Source organism: Caenispirillum bisanense (assembly GCF_039523075.1).
In the GTDB taxonomy this organism is placed as follows: domain Bacteria; phylum Pseudomonadota; class Alphaproteobacteria; order Rhodospirillales; family Rhodospirillaceae; genus Caenispirillum; species Caenispirillum bisanense.
The window spans coordinates 92,491-113,193 of record NZ_BAAAEP010000005.1 but is presented as its reverse complement, the minus strand read 5'-3'; the positions used below and the strand labels follow the sequence as shown (position 1 = coordinate 113,193).

Below are 20,703 nucleotides of genomic sequence, written 5' to 3'. Positions count from 1 at the left end.
CGCCGCCACCGCCGGCCGCCCCGCCGCTGCGCGCGGCCAGCCCCGCCGCTGCCGCTCCGCCCCTGCGGGAGGTGGCGCCGGAGGGCGACGAGGACGACTTCGAGTCCATCCTGGACGATGACTATGACGGCGGCGGCGGCATGACGCCGCGCCAGCGCCTGATCTCTGCCATGGAAAAGGCCGGCTGGGTGCAGGCCAAGGCGGCGCGCCTGCTCGGCCTGACGCCGCGGCAGATCGGCTACGCCCTCAAGAAGTACAACATCGAGGTCAAGCGCCTGTAGCCCGGCGCCGCGACGCCCGTCCTCAAACCGCGCGGTGCCCCGGCCCGCGCGGTTTGTCGTTTATGGCCGACCGCCCGACATGCCCCCGCCCGTTGTCGGGGTTACGACACGGGTGTCACAGGTGCGACACCGGGGGGACGGGTGACAATCCTTCTAAATCAACGAGTTAGAAACTGGCACGCGGCATGCAATCCTCCCTCGCCAGAGCAACCGGAGCGAGGGAGACGGCCCGTGAGCCAGGTGATCTCGTTGGACAGCATCCTGACCCAGCCGGCGTCCGCGGCCGACATGCGGGCCGACCTGTCGAAGGGCGGGTGTTCCTCGTCCGCCTGCGGCAGCTCCGACGGGCCGGCCGACATGCCGGCGGAGGTGTGGGAGAAGATCAAGGACCATCCCTGCTACAGCGAGGAGGCCCACCACTACTTCGCCCGCATGCACGTCGCCGTGGCGCCGGCCTGCAACATCCAGTGCAACTACTGCAACCGCAAGTACGACTGCGCCAATGAAAGCCGGCCCGGCGTGGTGTCGGAGCGTCTGACGCCCGAACAGGCGGCGCGCAAGGTGATCGCCGTGGCGAACGAGGTGCCGCAGCTGTCGGTGCTCGGCATCGCCGGCCCGGGCGACAGCCTGTTCGACTGGCGCAAGACCTTCAAGACCTTCGAACTGGTCGAGCAGCACCTGCCCGACATCAAGTTCTGCATCTCCACCAACGGCCTGGCGCTGCCCGACCATGTGGACGAGATCGCCAAGCACAACATCGACCATGTGACCATCACCATCAACATGGTCGACCCGGAGATCGGGGCGCAGATCTACCCGTGGATCTACCACGACGGCCGCCGCTACGAGGGCATCGAGGCCAGCCGCATCCTGCACGAACGGCAGATGCTGGGGCTGGAGATGCTCACCGCCCGCGGCATCCTGGTGAAGATCAACTCGGTCATGATCCCCGGCATCAACGACCAGCACCTGAAGGTCGTCAATGCCGAGGTGAAGAAGCGCGGCGCCTTCCTGCACAACGTCATGCCGCTGATCTCGGCGGCGGAGCACGGCACCCACTTCGGCCTGGTCGGCCAGCGCGGCCCGACGCCCATGGAGCTGAAGGCCCTGCAGGACGACCTGGCCGGCGGCGCCAACCTGATGCGCCACTGCCGCCAGTGCCGCGCCGACGCCGTCGGCCTGCTGGGCGAGGATCGCGGGCAGGAGTTCACCCTCGACAAGCTGCCCGAGGACATCTCCTACGACCCGGAAAAGCGCAAGCTCTACCGCGAGCTGGTGGAGGCCGAGCGAGCCGACCACCGCAAGGCCACCGCCGCCGCCACCGAGGCGCTGGCTCATGTGGCCGAGCCTGCCGCGGCGAAGCCGCTGCTGGTCGCCGTCACCACCAAGGGCGGCGGGCGCATCAACCAGCACTTCGGCCACGCCCGCGAGTTCCAGGTCTTCGAGGTGGACGCCACCGGCGTGCGCTTCATCGGCCACCGCCGCGCGGACAACTACTGCGTCGGCGGCTACGGCGAGGACGACAAGCTCGACGTCATCATCGCCGCCCTGGAAGGGGTGTCGACGGTGCTGACCGCCAAGATCGGCGACTGCCCGCGCGAAGCGCTGGAAAAGGCCGGCCTGACCGTCAGCGACGCCTACGCCTACGAGTACATCGAATCCTCCATCGGCGCCTACTACACCGCAACGGTGGGCACGGTGGACGCCGGGCGGGTGAGCGCCTGAGCCTGGGGGCATCCGGCGCTCACCCGTCCCATAAACCCACGAACGTGGATTTCGAGAGGAGCTGGTTCCATGACCTACAAGATCGTGGCCGCAGAATGCACCGTTTGCGGCGCCTGTGAATTCGAATGCCCCAATGGCGCGATCCGCATGAAGGGCGACACCTACATCATCAACCCCGACAAGTGCACCGAGTGTGACGGCGATACCGCCACCAAGTGTGCCGCGGTTTGCCCTTCCGGCGCCTGCGTACCGGCGGCGTAAGGGCGACGGGCGCGGCGGCGGCCTCTGGGGGCCTTGTGCCGTCGCCGCTGCCCGGTCAATCCGTGCCGCCGCCGCAGTCCCTGCGGCGGGCGGACGGGTCCACGGGCGAAAGAGGGGCGGACGTCATCATGACGGCGGACATCCACGACAGCAGCGCGATCGACGCGCACCGCACCGGCGAACCGGTCCATGCCCTCGACTGGCAGGGGCGCCCGGTTTCGTGCGAGGGCTGCGAGTTCCGCCACGACGTTCTCGCCAAGGGTCTGTGCAAGCCGCTGCTGGCCTGCGTGCAAGACCGCTATGCTCGGCGCATCGAGCGCTTCTTCGATACCAATCCCGAGCTTTCGGACGCCTGCCTGAGCCATCCGCACTTCGAGGTGCGGGCCCTGGCCGTCCGCCACGCCGGCATCTTCAAGCTGCCGGCCATGCTGGCCGATCCCGACCCGGAAGTGCGCGCCGCCGCCGTCCTGCGGCTGCCGGCCCGTCAGGCGATGCGCCTGCGCAGCGATCCCGACCGCAAGGTGCGGGTCGCCGTCGCCGCCCGCCTGACCGGCGCCGACCTGGTGCCGCTGGGATCGGACGAGGACTATTACGTCCGTATGGTCACCGCCCGCCGGCTGCCCCACGACATGCTGCCGATGATGATGCACGACCGCGAGCCGGAAGTGCGCCGCGCCGTCGCCCGCCGCATCGCCGAGGACTGGCTGATCGCCATGGCCTGGGACGAAGACCCGCAGGTGCGGCTGGAAGTGGCGCAGCGCCTGACCGGGCATCAGCTGGCGGTGCTGCTGGACGACACCGACTTCCGCGTCCGCTTCGTCGTCGCCGAACGGGCGGAGCCCGAGCACCTGGCGGTGCTGGCCGGCGATCCGGTCGACGTGGTGGCGGAAATGGCGCGCAGCCGCCTGACGCCGCAGCCGGCGACGGTCATCACCGTCGATGCCTTCCCCCGGACAGGAGACCCCTCCGATGCGTGACGAGGTGATCGAAATATACGACGACCCCAAGTACGGCTACGGCGCCAAGGTGGTCTCCCGCAAGAACGTGCGCAACGACGGGACGTTTCCCGGCAAGGATATCGGCGAACTGTTGGTGAAGAAGGGTGATGTGGGTTACGTCAATTCCATCGGGACGTTCCTGCAGCGCTATTACATCTACGGGGTGGACTTCATCGAACGCGGTTACATCGTCGGCATGCGCGTCCATGAACTGGATCTGATCGAAGAGGAACCGAAACGATGAAGGTCACCATCCGCATGGTCGGCGACATCTACGAAGCCTATGTGCCGAAGAAGGACCTGGAAGAGAAGGTCGTCGCCATGGACAACGGCCGCATCTGGGGCGGCATCGTGACGCTCTCCAACGGCTGGAAGTTCCAGATGCCCGACCTGCCGGCCGACACCCGCCTGCCGATCACCGTCGACGCCCGCAAGCTGTCCGACGAGGACTGAGAGCGCGATCCCCTTCGTCCCCGCCGCAGGAGGCGCCCATGACCGCCCTTTCCGCCGCCGCCGCCCGCACCACGCTGGCCGGCCTGCGTGACGACATCGCCGCCGGCCGGCTGATCCCCTACCTCGGCCCCGACCTGCTGGTGGCCGACGGGCAGCCGGCGCCGGTGCCGGTCACCACCCGCGGCCTCGCCGACCGCCTCAACGCCAAGGTGGCGGTGCCGGGGCGCATCCGCGGCAACATGTGGTCGGTGGCGCAGTACATCGAAAGCCGCCGCCACCGCCAGACGCTGGAAAAGCTGCTGGCCGAGATCTTCGCGCCGCCGACGGCGCCGACGCCGCTGCACCGCTGGCTTGCCGGGCTGCCCGACCTGCCGATGATCGTCGACACCTGGTACGACGGCGCCATGGCCCAGGCCCTGGCGGAAGTGCGCGGCGGCAGTGCCGGCGCCGGCTGGGGGCAGGTGCAGGGGGTGACGCGCAACGGCGAATGGCGCGACATCTGGCGCAAGGCCTTCGACGCCGCCGGCACCGAGGTGGAGGAAACCGCCGCCGAGGGCTGGCAGACCATCCTCTACAAGCCGCACGGGTCGGTGGCACCGGCCGGCAACTATCTCGTCTCCGATGCCGATTACGTCGAGGTGCTGACGGAAATCGACATCCAGACGCCGATCCCGCCGCGCCTGAAGGATCTGCGCACCACGCGCGGCTTCGTCTTCCTCGGCTGCCGGTTCTACGACCAGATGCTGCGCATCTACGCCCGCCAGATCATCAAGCGGTCGCAGGGGCCGTACTACGCCGTGCTGGGCGAGGCGCCGACCCGCAACGAAGAGAAGTTCTTCGCCGAACAGGGCATCCAGGTGCTGCCGGTGCCGCTAGCGGAGGCCATGGCGGTGCTGGCCGGTCAGGTGGCGGAAGCGGCCTGAGCCGGCATCCCGGTACCGGAACGGAATACGATCAGGCGGTCCTTGGGGGAGGGTGGCCTGGTCGTGCGAGGGCGGGAAGCGGTCATCCCGCCCTCGCGCATTTTCAGGCCCCCGATCAGGGGTGGGAGTGGTCGCCGCCACAGCGGTGATCGCTGTGCAGGTTCGGGCAGGTCTCGACGTCGCCCTTGTCCTCGTCGCTGAGGCCGATCCACGCCCGCACCGCCGCCGGATCGAAACCGGCGCGGCGCTCGCCGCCGGATTCCATCAGCGGCCGGCGGATCAGCAGCGGCTCCGCCACCATGGCGGCGAGGGCGGCCTCGGCGGTGAAGGCGGCGGGGTCGACCTCGCCCGACTTCACCCGCGGCGCCGCCTTGTTGAACCACTCCGCCACCGGCCGGTCGCCGAAGAACGGCCGCAGCCGCTCCGCCGTCCACGGCTCGGCCAGCAGGTTGCGGGCGTCGACCGCATGACCGCTGGCGGCCAGCCAGGCCTTCTGCCGGGTGTTGTTGCGGCACCCCGGTTTTTCGTAGAACACCACCGTCGCCATTGCGCTTTCCTTCCGTCGGTCTGTCAGATGTCGATGCCGGACAGGCGCAGCAGCGCCGTGACCTGGGTGTAGATCTCGCCCTTCTTGCTGCCGTCGAGCTTGGTGAGCCACGCCCGCGGGATGGCGTCGACGCCATAGGTGGCGCCGGCCAGCATGCCGGCGATGGCGCCGGTGGTGTCGGCATCGCCGCCCTGGTTCACCGTCTCGATCAGGCACTGCTTGAAGCTGTCGGTGAGGAAGTAGTAGTGCAGCACCGTCTGCATGGTATCGACCACATAGGCGCTGGACTGGCCCTTGTAGGGGTCGAAGCGGAAGGTGCGGTGCTTTTCCACCAGCTGCTTGGCCAGCTCGCGGCAGTCGCGCATGCCGCCGCCGAGGATCAGCGTGCGCACCATGCGGCCAAGCGTCAGCGAGGCGTCGTCCGACAGCGGGTGATTGTGGGTGACGTGACACTGCCGCAGGGTCCAGTCCTCGAAGGCGGCATCGTCGTGCAGGGTCGCCAGCACCACCGGCAGCAGCCGCATGGCGGCGCCGTTGCCGGCATCGCCGTCGTGGTAGCCGGTCTGCAGGGTGCCGTGGGTGAGGTAGCGGCGGATGCCGCGGCGGCAGGTGTTGCCGACGTCGGCCGGCTTGGTCTTCAGCCACTCGGCGAAGGCCTCGTTGACGTCCTTGAGGTCGAAGCCCTGCGAGCGCACCAGCGAACGGCCGAGGGCCAGCGACATGTCGGTGTCGTCGGTGACCTGGCCGGCCTTCAGGCGCAGCCAGCCGCCGCCGATCATCTTGCTGTGCACCCCGTACTGGGCCTGGATCTCGGCGCGCGTCATGAACTCTACGGTCGCCCCCAGGGCATCGCCGACGGCAAGCCCGAGGTAGGCGCCGAGGGCGCGCTGGTGCAGGTCCGGTGTCTCCATGGCGGGCATCCTTCACTCTCTCCGTGGCGGCGCCCTCTGGCCGGGGCGCTTCCGGTCACTGATCCACCGTTTCCCGCCTGCTGGTCGGGCCGCGTTGGCCGCGGCTCCGTGGTATCGGGGCGCGAGCGAGGGCCTCGCGCCGGGCCCTGTCAGAAGTACGACACTCCCACCTCGTAATCGCCGCCGATGACCAGGAACTCGTCCTCCCCCTTCAGCGGGTGGACCGGCAGCAGGCGGGAGAAGAACACGATCTTCGGCGCCGGCACCTGCGCCTCCAGGATGTGGTCGCCGAAGCAGCCGGCGATCTCCCGCTCCGACGAGAAGGAGATGAGGTTGTTCATGCGGATCACCGCCCGCCGCTTGCCGAGCCGTTCCACCATCTGGTGTTCGTTGTAGTCATTGACGCCGCGCCACAGGGTCAGGTGGCTGTGGCCGGGGGCGACGAAACGCTCCAGCGCCCACTGGCAGAAGGCGTACATGATGTCCAGCTGCACGTAGATCGAGTTGTTGTGGAAGCGGCTGGTCATCTTCTCGGCGATGTAGCAGGCCCAGCTGGCGCTGCCCACCTGCAGGATCGGGTCCTTGTGATAGGTGGGGAACAGGCCGAAGCGGCTTTCCACCCACCCCTTCAGCACCGCCCCCTCCGGGCTGTTGTTGTCGTAGCCCCAGCCCTTGAACAGACGCAGGTAGCTGGAGCGGAAGCGGCGCACGCCGTCGGCCTTGCGGGCCTTTTCATGCTGTTCCGGCTCCAGGTCGAACATGGCCGCCATGTACTTGTGAAAGGCGTCGGCGGCATCGGCCAGGGTGGGGCTGTCGTCCAGCATGGTGAAGAACGACTTGTTCATCTCCCGCACGCCGGCGATGCGCAGCGGCACCGGATGGGCGTTGTAGGCGACGCTCGCCAGCAGCGGCGTCGGGATGCCGACCAGATTGGTGCTGTGGCCCACCTGCGGCGGTGGGGGCGCTGCGGTCTTGTCCACGGTCGCGACATCCTCCCTGCGGTCCGGCGGCTCGCCTCGACGGCGAGGGCAGAGCCTTGCAAGAACCATGCCCCTTGATTTTATGCGGATAAACGACCGTGCGCCGCCGGGATCGGGGCGGTGGGGCGTCCCTCCGGTCTGTGGGGGTCACGACACTGTGTCAGGGGTTTGTCGGGTTCGCAACAGAACCGCCGGATCGTCGCCGGACCCGTCCGGGTACCGGAAAGGCCTGCGAAATCAACGTTCTGCCTTAACCCTATGGCGAGTGGGTGAACTTGGCACGGGCGATGCATCTGTCGGGGCGTGAGGCGGGTGGACACCCCGCCGGAGAGTTTCGAAGACCCGACATGGAAAAGGAAGGATAGATCCATGGCTCTGCGTCAGATCGCGTTCTACGGCAAGGGTGGCATCGGCAAGTCCACTACCTCCCAGAACACCCTCGCCGCCCTGGTCGAGATGGGTCAGAAGATCCTGATCGTCGGCTGCGACCCGAAGGCTGACTCGACCCGCCTGATCCTCAACACCAAGCTGCAGGACACCGTGCTGCACCTGGCCGCCGAGGCCGGGTCGGTCGAGGACCTGGAACTCGAAGACGTGATGAAGATCGGCTACAAGGGCATCAAGTGCACTGAGTCCGGTGGCCCTGAGCCGGGCGTCGGCTGCGCCGGCCGTGGCGTCATCACCGCCATCAACTTCCTGGAAGAAAACGGCGCCTACGACGACGTCGACTACGTCTCCTACGACGTGCTGGGCGACGTGGTGTGCGGCGGCTTCGCCATGCCGATCCGCGAGAACAAGGCGCAGGAAATCTACATCGTCATGTCCGGCGAGATGATGGCGCTCTATGCCGCCAACAACATCTCCAAGGGCATCCTGAAGTACGCCAACACCGGCGGCGTGCGCCTGGGCGGGCTGATCTGCAACGAGCGCCAGACCGACAAGGAACTGGAACTGGCCGACGCGCTGGCCGCCAAGCTGGGCTCCAAGGTCATCCACTTCGTGCCGCGCGACAACATCGTCCAGCACGCCGAACTGCGTCGCCAGACGGTGATCCAGTACGCGCCGGAGAGCAAGCAGGCCGAGGAATACCGCCAGCTCGCCACCAAGATCCACAACAACGCCGGCAAGGGCGTCATCCCGACCCCGATCTCCATGGAAGAGCTGGAAGAGATGCTCATGGAGTTCGGCATCATGAAGTCGGACGAACAGGCCCTGGCCGAACTGGAAGCCAAGGAAGCTGCCGCCGCCGCCGCCAAGGCGTAAGGCGCGGGCGCCCATCGGCGCCGACGATACCGGCCGTCGCCCCGGAGGGACGTGCGATTTAACGCACGCCGGGGCGGCCCCGGCCCGCAAGGGCCAGGTTGAGAGACAGGAGACAGGCGATGAGCCTCGACTATACGAACGACAAGGAGCTCTCCCAGAAGCTGATCGCGGAGGTGCTCGAAGCCTACCCGGAAAAGGCGGCGAAGAAGCGCAAGAAGCACCTGGGCGTCACCGAGCTGGGCAAGTCGGACTGCGGCGTGAAGTCCAACGTCAAGTCCGTCCCCGGCATGATGACCATCCGCGGTTGCGCCTATGCCGGCTCGAAGGGCGTGGTGTGGGGTCCGATCAAGGACATGATCCACATCAGCCATGGTCCGGTCGGCTGCGGTCACTACTCCTGGTCCCAGCGCCGTAACTACTACATCGGCAAGACCGGCGTGGACAGCTTCGGCACCATGCAGTTCACCACCGATTTCCAGGAAAAGGACATCGTCTTCGGCGGCGACAAGAAGCTGGAGAAGACGATCGACGAGATCAACCAGCTGTTCCCGCTGGTCAACGGCATCTCCATCCAGTCGGAATGCCCGATCGGCCTGATCGGTGACGACATCGAGGCGGTCGCCCGCAAGAAGGGCAAGGAAATCGGCAAGACCATCGTGCCGGTCCGCTGCGAAGGCTTCCGCGGCGTCTCCCAGTCCCTCGGCCACCACATCGCCAACGACGCGGTGCGCGACTGGGTGCTGGAAAAGTCCGACGCGCAGTGGGAAACCAGCCCCTACGACGTGGTCATCATCGGCGACTACAACATCGGCGGCGACGCCTGGGCCTCGCGCATCCTGCTTGAGGAAATGGGCCTGCGGGTCATCGGTTCGTGGTCGGGCGACGCCACCCTGGCGGAGCTGGAGCGGGCGCCGAAGGGCAAGCTGAACCTCATCCACTGCTACCGGTCGATGAACTACATCTGCCGCTTCATGGAAGAGAAGTACGGCGTGCCGTGGATGGAATACAACTTCTTCGGCCCGAGCCAGATCGAGGCGTCCCTGCGCAACATCGCCGCGCAGTTCGACGAGACGATCCAGGCCAATGCCGAGAAGGTGATCGCCAAGTACCGCCCGCTGGTCGATGCGGTCATCGCCAAGTACCGTCCGCGCCTGGAAGGCAAGCGGGTGATGCTCTACGTCGGCGGCCTGCGCCCGCGTCACGTCGTCACCGCCTACGAAGATCTCGGCATGGAGATCTGCGGCACGGGCTACGAATTCGCCCACAACGACGATTACCAGCGCACCACCCACTACGTTAAGGACGGCACGCTGATCTACGACGACGTTTCCGGCTTCGAGCTGGAGAAGTTCATCGAAGGCCTGCGCCCCGACCTGGTCGGCTCCGGCATCAAGGAAAAGTACGCCACCCAGAAGATGGGCGTGCCCTTCCGCCAGATGCACTCGTGGGATTACTCGGGTCCGTATCACGGCTACGACGGCTTCGCCATCTTCGCCCGCGACATGGACATGGCGATCAACAATCCGGTGTGGAGCCTCTACCAGGCCCCGTGGAAGGCGGCGTAAGCCCCTTCCTCCGCCCGGCCCCACGCTAGAGACCAGGAGATACCGACATGCCTCAGAGCGCCGAGAAGGTCCTCGACCACAAGCCGCTGTTCCAGGAACCTGAATATCAGGAGATGTTCAAGGCCAAGAAGGAACAGTTCGAGTGCCCGCACCCCGAAGACAAGGTCCAGGAGATCGCCGACTGGACCAAGTCGTGGGACTACCGCGAGAAGAACCTGGCCCGTGAAGCCCTGGTGGTGAACCCGGCCAAGGCCTGCCAGCCGCTGGGCGCGGTGTTCGCCGCCGCCGGCTTCGAAGAGACCCTGTCCTTCGTCCACGGCTCGCAGGGCTGCGTCGCCTACTACCGCTCGCACCTCGCCCGTCACTTCAAGGAAGCGTCCTCGGCCGTTTCCTCGTCCATGACGGAAGATGCGGCCGTGTTCGGCGGCATGAACAACATGATCGACGGCCTGGCCACCGCCGCCAGCCTGTACAAGCCGAAGATGATCGCCGTCAGCACCACCTGCATGGCGGAAGTCATCGGCGACGACCTGCAGGCCTTCATCGCCAACGCCAAGGACAAGGGCTCGGTGGCCGGCGACTTCCCGGTGCCCTTCGCCCACACCCCCGCCTTCGTCGGCAGCCACACCACCGGCTACGACAACATGATGAAGGGCATCCTGTCCTACTTCTGGAACAAGGGTGAGCGGGTCGCCGGCGACAAGCTGAACATCATCCCCGGCTTCGACGGCTACGCCGTCGCCAACAACCGCGAACTGAAGCGGATGCTGGGCCTGATGGGGGTGGACTTCACCCTGCTGTCCGACGTGTCCGACGTCTACGACATGCCGGCAGACGGCACCTTCAACATGTACGCCGGCGGCACCACCATCGAGGACACGGCGGCGGCGCTGAACGCCAAGGCCACCCTCTCGCTGCAGCAGTACTGCACCGAGAAGACCCTCGAATACGCCGCGGAGAAGGGTCAGGCCGTCAAGGCGCTGAACTGCCCCATGGGCGTGAAGGGCACCGACGCCTTCCTGATGGCGGTCAAGGAACTGACCGGCAAGGACGTGCCCGAGGAGCTGCTGGTCGAGCGCGGCCGCCTGGTCGACGCCATCGCCGACAGCATGAACTACCTGCACGGCAAGAAGTTCGCCATCTACGGCGATCCGGACTTCACCCTGGGCATGGCGCAGTTCCTGCTGGAAGTGGGCGCCGAGCCGACCCACGTGCTTGCCACCAACGGCGGCAAGTCCTGGGAAAAGGCCATGACCGAAATGCTGGCCTCCTCGCCCTTCGGCGAAGGCTGCCAGGTGTGGGCGGGCAAGGACCTGTGGCACCTGCGCTCCATCCTCGCCACCGAGCCGACCGACTTCCTGATCGGTAACTCCTACGGCAAGTATCTGGAGCGTGACCTCGGCATTCCGCTGATCCGCCTGACCTTCCCGATCTTCGACCGCCACCACCACCACCGCTTCCCGACCTTCGGCTATCAGGGCGGCCTGCGGGTGCTGGTGACGATCCTCGACAAGATCATGGATCAGCTCGACCTGGAAACCAACGTGCCGGGCAAGACGGACATCTCGTTTGACCTGACCCGCTGATCGCTCCGGCGGTCAGACCCGATCGAAAGCCGCGACCGGCCGGAGGGGCAACCCTCCGGCCGGTTCGCTGCGTGAAGGGGCAGTTCATACCAGGCTGCCATGAGGGCACCTCATGGCCACCTGGCAAGCGCGACCGCGCGCCGCCGCTTATGCGGCGTGAGCCAAGGCCGCGAGGAGCGGCCGCCCAGCCTGGTATCAACCCAGCGGCTTGCCCATCTCGCCGGCCAGGTCCTGCACGAACTGCCAGGCGACGCGGCCGGAGCGGCTGCCGCGGGTGACCGACCATTCGATGGCGCGGGCGCGCAGGTCTTCGGGCGCGATCGCGAGGCCATAGGCGGCGACATAGCCCGACACGATAGCCAGGAAGGTCGCCTGATCCAGGTTGTGGAAGCCGAGCCACAGGCCGAAACGGTCGGACAGCGACACCTTTTCCTCCACCGCCTCGCTGGCGTGGATGGCGGTCGACTTCTCGTTCTCGATCATATCGCGCGACAGGATGTGCCGGCGGTTGGAGGTAGCGTAGAGGATCACCGTCTCCGGGCGCCCCTCGACGCCGCCGTCCAGTACCGCCTTCAGCGACTTGTAGCTGGTGTCGTCGCCGTCGAACGACAGGTCGTCGCAGAACAGCACGCAGCGCCGGCCGCTGTCGCGCAGCAGGTGCAGCAGGTCGGGCAGGGTGGGGATGTCCTCGCGGTGGATCTCCACCAGCGCCAGCGAGCCCGGCGCCTCGGCATTGACGGCCGCGTGCACCGCCTTCACCAGCGAGCTTTTGCCGGTGCCGCGGGCGCCCCACAGCAGGGCGTTGTTGGCCGGCAGGCCGCGGGCGAAGCGGCGGGTGTTCTCCAGCAGGGTGTCGCGCTGGTGCTGCACGCCCTGCAGCAGGGCCAGATCCACCCGGTTGACCTTCGGCACCGGCTCCAGCCACTGGCGGTCGGCGTGCCAGACGAAGGCATCGGCGGCGGACAGGTCCGGGGCCCGCGGCGGCGGCGCCAGCCGCTCCAGGGCCTCGGCAATGCGGGTCAGAACGGGCAGGAGGTCGTTGTCGTTCATGGCCTTCTTCGACGGTCTTGAGGGGCAACGCCAAGGCGTTGGGCGGATTGCGTTTGCAACTGTCGTCCGGCCCGTTATAGTCCCGGCAATCGCGTTGGACCTAGGAGTTATTCCGGATGTTCATTTCCCCCGCCTACGCTCAGGGCGCGCCGGGTGGCGCCATGGGAGGGCTCGAGGCCTTCCTGCCGCTGATCCTGATCTTCGTGGTGTTCTACTTCCTGCTCATCCGGCCGCAGCAGAAGCGCATGAAGCAGCACAAGGAGCTGCTGGCCAACATCCGTCGCGGTGACCGCATCGTCACCAACGGCGGCATCATCGGCCAGGTCACCAAGGTGCAGGACGGCGAGCTGCAGGTGGAAATCGCCGAAGGCGTCAAGGTGAAGGTGCTGCGCGACATGGTCGCCAACGTGCTGGCCAAGACCGAGCCGGTGTCCGGCGGCAAGGGCGACGCCGATGCCGCCGACGAGGCGGCCAACGACGCCGCCGCGGCGCCTGCCGCCGACGCCGACAAGGGCAAGGCCGGCGGCCTGAAGAGCCTGCTGACCGGCCGCAAGTGATCTGCGGGGGTGGCGGACGGCTGCGTCCGCCCCCACATCCTGTGCCGCCTCGCCTAATCGGACCCAAGCCCCCCTCATGCTCTACTTCGCCAAGTGGAAGATCGGCCTGATCCTCGCCGTGGTGCTGGCCGGCATCGTCTTCGCCCTGCCGACCGCCCTGCCGCGGTCGGTGACCGACGGACTGCCGGGCTGGCTGCAGCCGGTCAACCTCGGCCTCGACCTGCAAGGTGGCTCCTACCTGCTGCTGGAGGTGGAAACCGACGCGGTCATCGCCGAGCAGCAGACCAACGTGGTGGAGACCATCCGCTCGTCGTTCCGCGAGAACCGGGTGCGCTACCGCGACCTGGGGGTTGAGGGGGGCGCGGTGACCGTGCGGGTGGCCGAGGCGGAAGACCGCGCCCGCGCCGCCGACCTGCTGCGCGCCATCGACCCCGATGCGCTGCGCATGGAAGCCGGCGACGACGGCCTGTTCTCCCTGCGGCTGACCGACGAGGCGATCCAGCAGCGGCGCATCAATGCGGTCAACCAGTCCATCGAGATCGTCCGCCGCCGCGTCGACGAGACCGGCACCCGCGAGCCGACCATCCAGCGCCAGGGCGACCAGCGCATCATCGTCGAGTTGCCGGGCATCGACGACCCCGAGCGCGTGAAGGAACTCATCGGCCAGACCGCCAAGCTGACCCTGCACATGGTCGACCACGACGCCGACCTGCAGGAAGCCATGCGCGGCCGCGTGCCGCCGGGCTCCATGCTGGTGCAGTCGGCGGAGGCCTCGGCCCCCGGCGGCCAGCAGGTGCCCTATGTGGTGCGCCGCAAGGTGGAGGTGGCGGGCGACCGCCTGACCGATGCCCAGCCGAGCTTCCAGAACGGCCAGCCGGTGGTCTCCTTCCGCTTCGACACCGCCGGCGCCCGCCAGTTCGGCAACGTCACCACCGCCAATACCGGCCGCCAGCTGGCGATCCTGCTGGACGACAAGGTGATCAGCGCGCCGCGCATCAACGAGCCCATCGTCGGCGGCTCCGGCGTCATCACCGGCAGCTTCACCGTCCAGCAGGCGCAGGATCTGGCGCTGCTGCTGCGCGCCGGCGCCCTGCCGGCACCGCTGACGGTGCTGGAGGAACGCACCGTCGGCCCCGGCCTCGGCCAGGATTCCATCGAGGCCGGCGCCCTTGCCTCGGTGCTCGGCCTGGTGCTGGTGGTGGTGTTCATGGTTGTCGCCTACGGCCTGTTCGGGGTGTTCGCCAACATCGCCCTGCTGACCAACCTGGTGATCCTGCTCGGCGCCCTGTCGGCCCTGGGCGCGACGCTGACCCTGCCCGGCATCGCCGGCATCGTGCTGACGCTCGGCATGGCGGTGGATGCCAACGTGCTGATCTACGAGCGCATCCGCGAGGAAATGAAGGGCGGCCGCACCATCCAGAATGCCGTTGAGGTGGGCTATCGCCAGGCGTTGAGCGCCATCTTCGACTCCAACATCACCACCCTGGCGGCGGCGGCGCTGCTGTTCTCCTTCGGCACCGGCCCGGTGAAGGGCTTCGCGGTGACCCTGGGGATCGGCATCATGACCTCCATGTTCACCGCCATCATGGTGAACCGCCTGATCGTGGTCACCTGGCTGCGCCGGACCCGTCCCAAGACCCTGCCGATCTGAAGGTGCCCGTCATGTTCCGCGGTATCCGTTTCGTCCCCGACACGACGACCATCGACTTCATCGGCAAGCGCATGATCGGCATGCTGCTGTCGGGCCTGCTGGTCGCCGTCAGCCTGATCTCGCTGTCGGTGCAGGGGCTCAACTTCGGCATCGACTTCGCCGGCGGCCTGCTGATCGAGGCCCGCACCCAGCAGGAAGCCAACCTGTCGGACATGCGCCAGCGCCTCAACAGCCTGGGCCTCGGCGACGTGGCCATCACCGGCATCGGCGATACCGGCCGCGACGTCATGATCCGCGTGCCCAAGCAGGCCGGTGACGAGGAGGCGCAGATGGCTGCCCTCAACGCCGTGCGCGGGGCGCTGGACGCCGATGTCGACTACCGCCGTACCGAAGTGGTCGGCCCCAAGGTGGGGCAGGAACTGGTGCGCGACGGCGCCCTGGCCGTCGGCCTCGCCATCCTCATCATCTCGGCCTACATCTGGTTCCGGTTCGAGTGGCAGTTCGGCGTCGGCGCCCTGGTGGCGACCATCCACGACGTCATCGTCACCCTTGGCGTCTATTCGCTGTTCCAGATCGACTTCGACCTGACGACGGTGGCGGCGCTGCTGACCATCGCCGGCTATTCGATCAACGACACGGTGGTCAACTACGACCGCGTGCGCGAGAACCTGCGCCGCTACAAGACCACCACCCTGGGCGACCTCATCAACATCTCGCTCAATCAGGTGCTGTCGCGCACCATCCTGACCAGCGGCACGACGCTGATCGCGGTGCTGGCGATCCTGATTTTCGGCGGCCCGGTGTTGCGCGGCTTCGCCATCGGCCTTACGTGGGGTATCGTGATCGGCACCTTCTCGTCGATCTATGTCGCCATGCCGCTGCTGCTGTATACCGGCGTGCGGCGCGAGGGCGACAGCGACGGCGATGCCGAGCCCTACGCCGATGCCGAGAAGGCCGCCGAAGGCGACGCCGGCGCCCGGGGCTGAGACCGCTCCGCTCCGCCGGCGCCGCCCACTCCGCCAAAGCGACCTTCGGAGGCCCTGTTGGACATCACCCCGCTGATCCCCGGCGACCGCAAGCTCATCCAGCGTTACGGCGACGGCCGCTTCCGCATCACCAACGAACACTTCGACGGCAACGTCATCGTGTTTCCGCACAAGGTGGTGCCGTGGCCGGTGGACAGTGCCGGCGCCATGACGGCGGAAAGCCTGCAGGCGGTGATGGACGAGGCGGGGCGTGTGGACATCCTGCTGGTCGGCTGCGGCCGCTTCATGGCTCCCATCCCGCCGGCGGTGCGCCGGGCGCTGAAGGACGGCGCCGGCGTCACCATGGACCCCATGGACACCGGCGCCGCCTGCCGCACCTACAACGTGCTGCTGGCCGAGGAACGGAAGGTTGCTGCGGCACTGATCGCCGTCTGAGCCGCCGCCGCGGCGAGCGCCCGAGGACTCCGGCCGCCTATCTCGACGAAGTTGTCGACCGGGTGGGGGGTGTCCGCCTTGAGGCAGACTCGGTGCCGCAGTGTGGGGTTACACCAAATTTGGCCCGCTGCCGACTGTGATCTTCACGGGCGGCACGCCTGGGGCTCTCGCGGCACGGCGCCGCCCCGCCCAGCTCGCCCAATGCCAGCAGGCGCTTGGGGGGGTGCTTATCGTCCTTCCTCTACCGCCACCGCAACTCCATGGAGCGTATGCTCAGCCGCCTGAGAGACTTCCGCCGCATCGCGATGAGGTGCGACCGTCCGACCGTCAACTTGCTCACCGCCGTTCAAGATGCCGCTTTTTGTTGGCTGTTAGTGAATGGCCTGGGGCGGAAATTCTCTGTCGTACCTGTGGCCGGATAAGTCAGGTAGTCCCACTTGTGGAACTGCCGGACCACCCGGTGGGTGTCGTGCCCTTACTCCATGGCTGCGCCACGTTCGACGGGTGAAAAAAGCTGTGCACCGGGTGGAGCCCTGCCGGCATGGAAAAGCCGCCCGTGATGTGGCGGCTTCTGGAGTTGGCAGGGCAGAAGAGGGTTACGGCGGGGCGGAGATCTCCGCCAATTTGTCGCGCTGCCAAGTTACCGGGGTCGCCTATTACTATGTGATGGGTTGAGCTCCGCCGACGCTGCCGGGGACCACTGCGCCCGGCCGTCCAGTAGTGCCCGCTGGTCCGCACCGGTCCCCCTACTCCTCCTCCAGCTGCGTGGCGATGGTGTCGGCCAGGGTTTCTGCGTCGAAGTCCTCGCCGTTGGCCAGCACGATGACCGTCAGGCCGGTGTCCAGGCGGCGGTGGTAGGCGGTGGCGGTGCCGTACCATGAGCCGCCATGGACCGCGATGCGCTCGCCTTCCTCATCCTGATACAGCGACCAGCCCCAGCCGTAGCCGCCTCCGTCGCCGTCGTCGAGGGCGCGGCCGGCGTCCAGGCGGCCGTTGGTGAACAGCATCGCCCGCGTCTTCGACGGGATCAGCGAGCCGCCGCCGGCCAGGGCGGCTTCATAGCGGGCGAGGTCGTTGAGGCTGGTCCACACCGTGCCGTCGCCGACCACGGCGCTGTCCCAGGAACTGGGCTCGAAGTTGCCGCCGCTGCCGGCGTAGCCGGTCGCCCGCCGTTTCGGGTCCGCCGGCCCGCCGGCCGCCGTCGAAGTCATGCCGAGCGGCCCGAACAGGCGGGCCTTCAACACCGCGTCCAGCCCCGGCGCGCCATCCACCGCCGCGACCAGCGAGCCGAGTACGGCATAGCCGGTGTTGGAGTAGTCGAAGGCCGTGCCCGGCTTGTGCAGCAGCGGCGTGGCGGCGACCCAGGTCAGCACGTCCTGGTTGGTGGTGGTCTCGTCGAAGGCGATCTCGTCGTTGCCGTCCAGGTAATCGGCGAAGCCGGAGGTATGGTGCACCAGGTCGGCGACGGTGATCGGACGGTGCCCGCCGGGGTGGGTGGAGGGCAGGGCCGGCAGCACCTTGGAGACGGGCGTGTCGGCCGCCAGGCGTCCTTCCGCCACCTGCAGCGCGGCGGCGAGGGCGGTCATCTGCTTGGAGACGGAGGCGAGGTCGAACAGGGTGTCGCCATCCACCGGCCTGCGCTGCGCGATGTCGGCAAGGCCATAGCCGGCGGCGTGCAGGGTCTTGCCGTTGCGGGTGACGAGCACCGCCAGCCCCGGCGTCTCCGCCCCCACGTGCGGCCGCACCAGGGCATCGACGGAGGCCATGCGCTCCGCCGCCAGCGTCGGCGCGGCAGCAAGACAGACGGCAAGCCCGGACATAAGGCGGGCGGCGAGGCGGGTCAGGGAAAGCATCGGCGACAGGTCCGTCCACGGGAATGCGGGCGGCTAGTCTACCTGCGCGGGGATAGACCTGTCGATCATGATGGAAATGATGCCGCCCGACCGCCCTCGTCCCCGGCGGCGGCGCGCAGCGCCCGCGGCTGGTTGCGGATCAGTACCAGGCTCGCCCCGGCCAGGCCCGGCACCGGGCGCACCTGCGGCGATTCCAGGTCGGCGAGCACGTCGAGCACGCTCCAGTCCATCTGCAGGTTGAAGCCGATGGCGTCGGAGAACGGTTCCGCCGCCCGCTCCACCAGCGCCCGCAGCGGCTTGGTGGAGGAGAACCGGTTGACGATCAGGATGCTGCCGCCGGGCCGGCACAGGCGGCGCATTTCGGCCAGCAGGCGTTCCGGTTCCGGCGTCACCGACAGCACGTACATGCTGACCACGGTGTCGAAACTGCCGTCGGGGAAGGGGGTGGCGCGGGCGTCCATTTCCTCCAGCGCCTCAATGTGGCCGAGGCCGTGGCGGCGAACCCGCTCGCGGGCGCGGTCGAGCATTTCGGCGCTGAGGTCGATGCCCACCACCCGCGAGGCCGGATCATAGTGCGGCAGCGACAGGCCGGTGCCGACGTGCGCCTCCACCACCCGCCCCGGCGGCAGGCCGTTGATGAGCTGCACGGCGGCGCGGCGGCCACGGTCCAGGAAGCCGCCGAAGATCATGTCATAGACCGGCGCATAACGGCGGTAGGACGCCTTCACCGCCGCCAGCCCGATGCCGAGCCGCTTGGCCGGCCGCGACCGCGGACGGTCGCCGCCGCCGCCGCTGCTGCCGGTGGCGGCCGGGGTCTGGCCGTCGGTGTTCCGCGCGCCCGTGTTGCCGTGCATCACCCTCTCCCTGCTGTGGCACCGCCGCGCCCGACTCCCGGCGCGGCCTGGGTGTGAACGTTTCGTACCGCCGGAAGGCTCTCCGCCGCCGCCGTCACGGCCGCAGGCGGTGGGCGTGCAGGCGCTCGTACCAGGGCATGGCGGCCTCCGCCACCCGGGCATACTGCGGCGGCAAGGGGGAGGCGGGCGGCGGCGGCGGGCCGAAGCCGGTGGAGGCTTCGACCGAGGCGTACCAGTGCGGCGCCCACACGCCGTCGCTCGCCCGCCGCCCCGCCGGCCACGCCAGCATGGCGTCGAGGAAGGGCACGCCGAGCGCCGCGCACAGGGCGCCGAGCACACCGCGCGGGTCGGTCAGCACGTCGCGGCCGTCCACCACCGGCGGCGCCGCGCCCAGGCGGTCGGCGACGCGGTCGAACAGCTCCGCCTGCCGCACCACGCCGATGTCGGCCAGCTCGCAGTCGGCGCGTTTCTGGGTGTAGGAGGCCACCACCTCGCGCGGGTCGCGGATGAGGAAGGCGTGGCGCAGCCCGTCCATCCACTCCAGGCCGATCTGCGGCAGCATGTGGTGGGTCATGTGCTTCTGGTAGAACACGGTGGCGCCGTCCGGCAGCGGCTCGTCCGCCACCTGCCGCGCCACCTCGCGCCAGTCGGTGGGCTGGCTGGCCAGCACCTCGGCGCGGCCGGGGTGGTCGATGCCGGTGGCGGCGAGGTAGGCGGCATAGAACGGCTCGTCCACCACCACCGTATCGGGGCGGTTTTCCCACGCCCGCATCATGGCGGTGGAGATGTTGCGCGGGCCCGACCACATGGCGATGCGCAGCACGGCGGTCATGGCGCGGCTCCCTCGGTCAGCATGAAGTCTTCATACCAGCCGGCGAGGCGGCGGGTGAGCGGGCCGGGGCGGCCGTCGGCGATGGGGCGGCCGTCGATGCGGGTGACCGGGGTGATGCCGCCCAGGGTGCCGGTGACGAAGGCCTCGTCGGCGGACCACGTCTCGGCCAGGGTGAAGTCGGTTTCGCGCACGGTCAGGCCGTGGGCGGCGGCGATGCCCAGCACCTTGCGGCGGGTGATGCCCTTGAAGTTGTAGCGGCCGGTGGAGGTCCACAGCTCGCCGCGCCGGATGATGAAGAAGTTGGTGCTGTTGCAGCTGGCGACGAAGCCGTGGGGATCGAGCATCAGCGCTTCGTCGGCGCCGGCCTCGATGGCCTGCAGCAGCGCCTGGATCAGGTTCAGGCGGCTGTGGGAATTGAGCCGCAGGTCGAACACGTCCGGGCTGCTGCAGCGGATGGCGGAGGTGAACAGGCTGAGGCCGCGTTCCTTCACCTCCGGCCGCGGCGTCTTGTATTCCGCCAGGATGACGATGGTCGGCCCGCCGATGACGAAGCGGGGGTCCTGGTTCACCGTGCTCTTGCGGCCGCGGGTGATCATCAGCCGCAGGTGGGCGCCGTCGGTCATGCCGTTGCGGGCCAGCGTCTCGTGGATGAGGGCGGTGAGGGCGGCGCGGTCGAGGCCGATGTCCAGGCGGATGGCGCCGGCGCCTTCGTACAGGCGGTCGAGGTGGTCGTCGAGCGCCAGGATGCGCCCCTTCACCAGCCGCAGGCCTTCCCACACCCCGTCGCCGAGGCCGAAGCCGGCGTCGAACACCGACACCGTCGCCTCGTTGCGGGGCACGAAGCGGCCATCGACATAGACCAGTACCGACTCGTTGCGCGGGTCTTCGACGTACCCTTGCGCGCTGTCCTTCGACATGATGCCTCCGTCGCTGGCGCGGCCCGGAAAGAGGCCGAGCAGAGAGGAAGGGTATGCGCAACGGAAAGGCGAGCG

22 protein-coding genes are annotated in these 20,703 nt (G+C 68.2%); 14 read left to right on the top strand and 8 right to left on the bottom strand.

Annotation, left to right across the window (positions count from 1 at the left end; translation table 11 throughout):
- From ABD056_RS04665 to ABD056_RS04635, 7 genes are all read left to right on the top strand, one after another.
- A partial coding sequence (locus ABD056_RS04665) for a helix-turn-helix domain-containing protein (protein WP_343864884.1) occupies positions 1-281 on the top strand: 281 nt, incomplete at its 5' end.
- Positions 282-569: 288 nt separating this feature from the next.
- Positions 570-2,006, top strand: coding sequence for a nitrogenase cofactor biosynthesis protein NifB (gene nifB / locus ABD056_RS04660; protein ID WP_343864888.1), 1,437 nt, complete (start codon positions 570-572; stop codon positions 2,004-2,006).
- 69 nt (positions 2,007-2,075) lie between these two features.
- On the top strand, positions 2,076-2,267 hold the full coding sequence (locus ABD056_RS04655) for a 4Fe-4S dicluster domain-containing protein (protein ID WP_343864882.1): 192 nt from the start codon (positions 2,076-2,078) through the stop codon (positions 2,265-2,267).
- A gap of 128 nt (positions 2,268-2,395) precedes the next feature.
- On the top strand, positions 2,396-3,244 hold the full coding sequence (locus ABD056_RS04650) for a 4Fe4S-binding leucine-rich repeat protein (protein WP_343864880.1): 849 nt from the start codon (positions 2,396-2,398) through the stop codon (positions 3,242-3,244).
- Positions 3,237-3,509 carry a nitrogen fixation protein NifZ gene (locus ABD056_RS04645; protein ID WP_343864878.1) on the top strand — a complete coding sequence of 91 codons (273 nt, stop codon included), beginning with the start codon at positions 3,237-3,239 and terminating at the stop codon, positions 3,507-3,509. The genes ABD056_RS04650 and ABD056_RS04645 overlap by 8 nt, the downstream gene beginning before the upstream one ends.
- A complete protein-coding gene (nifT, locus tag ABD056_RS04640) occupies positions 3,506-3,718 on the top strand; it encodes a putative nitrogen fixation protein NifT (protein ID WP_343864877.1) in 213 nt (70 codons plus the stop codon). The genes ABD056_RS04645 and nifT overlap by 4 nt, the downstream gene beginning before the upstream one ends.
- A gap of 38 nt (positions 3,719-3,756) precedes the next feature.
- The gene (locus ABD056_RS04635) at positions 3,757-4,641 is read left to right on the top strand and encodes an SIR2 family NAD-dependent protein deacylase (protein ID WP_343864875.1); all 885 of its coding nucleotides are present in this window, start codon (positions 3,757-3,759) and stop codon (positions 4,639-4,641) included.
- Between the two features lie 115 nt (positions 4,642-4,756).
- On the opposite strand, the gene ABD056_RS04630 is transcribed toward ABD056_RS04635, so the two are convergent.
- The 3 genes from ABD056_RS04630 to ABD056_RS04620 all read right to left on the bottom strand — a co-directional run bounded on the left by ABD056_RS04630 (position 4,757) and on the right by ABD056_RS04620 (position 7,079).
- Positions 4,757-5,188, bottom strand: a complete 432-nt coding sequence (locus ABD056_RS04630; RefSeq protein ID WP_343864873.1) for an ArsC/Spx/MgsR family protein — start codon at positions 5,186-5,188, stop codon at positions 4,757-4,759.
- A gap of 23 nt (positions 5,189-5,211) precedes the next feature.
- Complete coding sequence (gene draG, locus ABD056_RS04625; protein WP_343864871.1) at positions 5,212-6,099, bottom strand: ADP-ribosyl-[dinitrogen reductase] hydrolase; 888 nt, start codon at positions 6,097-6,099, stop codon at positions 5,212-5,214.
- A gap of 149 nt (positions 6,100-6,248) precedes the next feature.
- The gene (locus ABD056_RS04620) at positions 6,249-7,079 is read right to left on the bottom strand and encodes an NAD(+)--dinitrogen-reductase ADP-D-ribosyltransferase (RefSeq protein ID WP_343864869.1); all 831 of its coding nucleotides are present in this window, start codon (positions 7,077-7,079) and stop codon (positions 6,249-6,251) included.
- A 369-nt stretch (positions 7,080-7,448) separates the two neighbouring features.
- Here ABD056_RS04620 and nifH point away from each other — a divergent pair, with 369 nt between their 5' ends.
- The 3 genes from nifH (at position 7,449) to nifK (ending at position 11,493) form a co-directional block, all read left to right on the top strand.
- On the top strand, positions 7,449-8,342 hold the full coding sequence (gene nifH / locus ABD056_RS04615) for a nitrogenase iron protein (protein WP_097278677.1): 894 nt from the start codon (positions 7,449-7,451) through the stop codon (positions 8,340-8,342).
- Between the two features lie 119 nt (positions 8,343-8,461).
- On the top strand, positions 8,462-9,907 hold the full coding sequence (gene nifD, locus ABD056_RS04610) for a nitrogenase molybdenum-iron protein alpha chain (RefSeq protein WP_343864865.1): 1,446 nt from the start codon (positions 8,462-8,464) through the stop codon (positions 9,905-9,907).
- A gap of 47 nt (positions 9,908-9,954) precedes the next feature.
- Positions 9,955-11,493, top strand: a complete 1,539-nt coding sequence (nifK, locus tag ABD056_RS04605; RefSeq protein ID WP_343864863.1) for a nitrogenase molybdenum-iron protein subunit beta — start codon at positions 9,955-9,957, stop codon at positions 11,491-11,493.
- 195 nt (positions 11,494-11,688) lie between these two features.
- On the opposite strand, the gene ABD056_RS04600 is transcribed toward nifK, so the two are convergent.
- On the bottom strand, positions 11,689-12,543 hold the full coding sequence (locus ABD056_RS04600; RefSeq protein ID WP_343864861.1) for an ATP-binding protein: 855 nt from the start codon (positions 12,541-12,543) through the stop codon (positions 11,689-11,691).
- A gap of 161 nt (positions 12,544-12,704) precedes the next feature.
- On the opposite strand from ABD056_RS04600, the gene yajC reads away from it, so the two are divergent.
- The 4 genes from yajC to ABD056_RS04580 all read left to right on the top strand — a co-directional run bounded on the left by yajC (position 12,705) and on the right by ABD056_RS04580 (position 16,172).
- The gene (gene yajC / locus ABD056_RS04595) at positions 12,705-13,100 is read left to right on the top strand and encodes a preprotein translocase subunit YajC (protein ID WP_425545005.1); all 396 of its coding nucleotides are present in this window, start codon (positions 12,705-12,707) and stop codon (positions 13,098-13,100) included.
- A 76-nt stretch (positions 13,101-13,176) separates the two neighbouring features.
- Positions 13,177-14,751 carry a protein translocase subunit SecD gene (secD, locus tag ABD056_RS04590; protein ID WP_343864857.1) on the top strand — a complete coding sequence of 525 codons (1,575 nt, stop codon included), beginning with the start codon at positions 13,177-13,179 and terminating at the stop codon, positions 14,749-14,751.
- A gap of 11 nt (positions 14,752-14,762) precedes the next feature.
- Positions 14,763-15,737 (top strand): protein translocase subunit SecF, encoded by a 975-nt coding sequence (gene secF, locus ABD056_RS04585; protein ID WP_343864856.1) that lies wholly within the window; start codon positions 14,763-14,765, stop codon positions 15,735-15,737.
- A 57-nt stretch (positions 15,738-15,794) separates the two neighbouring features.
- Positions 15,795-16,172 (top strand): Mth938-like domain-containing protein, encoded by a 378-nt coding sequence (locus ABD056_RS04580; protein WP_343864854.1) that lies wholly within the window; start codon positions 15,795-15,797, stop codon positions 16,170-16,172.
- A gap of 746 nt (positions 16,173-16,918) precedes the next feature.
- Here the strand turns inward: ABD056_RS04580 and ABD056_RS04570 are convergent.
- From ABD056_RS04570 to ABD056_RS04555, 4 genes are all read right to left on the bottom strand, one after another.
- Entirely contained in the window at positions 16,919-18,025 is a 1,107-nt protein-coding gene (locus ABD056_RS04570; RefSeq protein WP_343864852.1) for a serine hydrolase domain-containing protein, read from the bottom strand.
- Between the two features lie 65 nt (positions 18,026-18,090).
- The gene (locus ABD056_RS04565; RefSeq protein ID WP_343864850.1) at positions 18,091-18,879 is read right to left on the bottom strand and encodes a class I SAM-dependent methyltransferase; all 789 of its coding nucleotides are present in this window, start codon (positions 18,877-18,879) and stop codon (positions 18,091-18,093) included.
- 94 nt (positions 18,880-18,973) lie between these two features.
- A complete protein-coding gene (locus tag ABD056_RS04560; RefSeq protein ID WP_343864848.1) occupies positions 18,974-19,711 on the bottom strand; it encodes a sulfotransferase-like domain-containing protein in 738 nt (245 codons plus the stop codon).
- On the bottom strand, positions 19,708-20,628 hold the full coding sequence (locus ABD056_RS04555) for an aminotransferase class IV (RefSeq protein WP_343864846.1): 921 nt from the start codon (positions 20,626-20,628) through the stop codon (positions 19,708-19,710). The genes ABD056_RS04560 and ABD056_RS04555 overlap by 4 nt, the downstream gene beginning before the upstream one ends.
- Between the last annotated feature and the right edge of the window lie 75 nt (positions 20,629-20,703).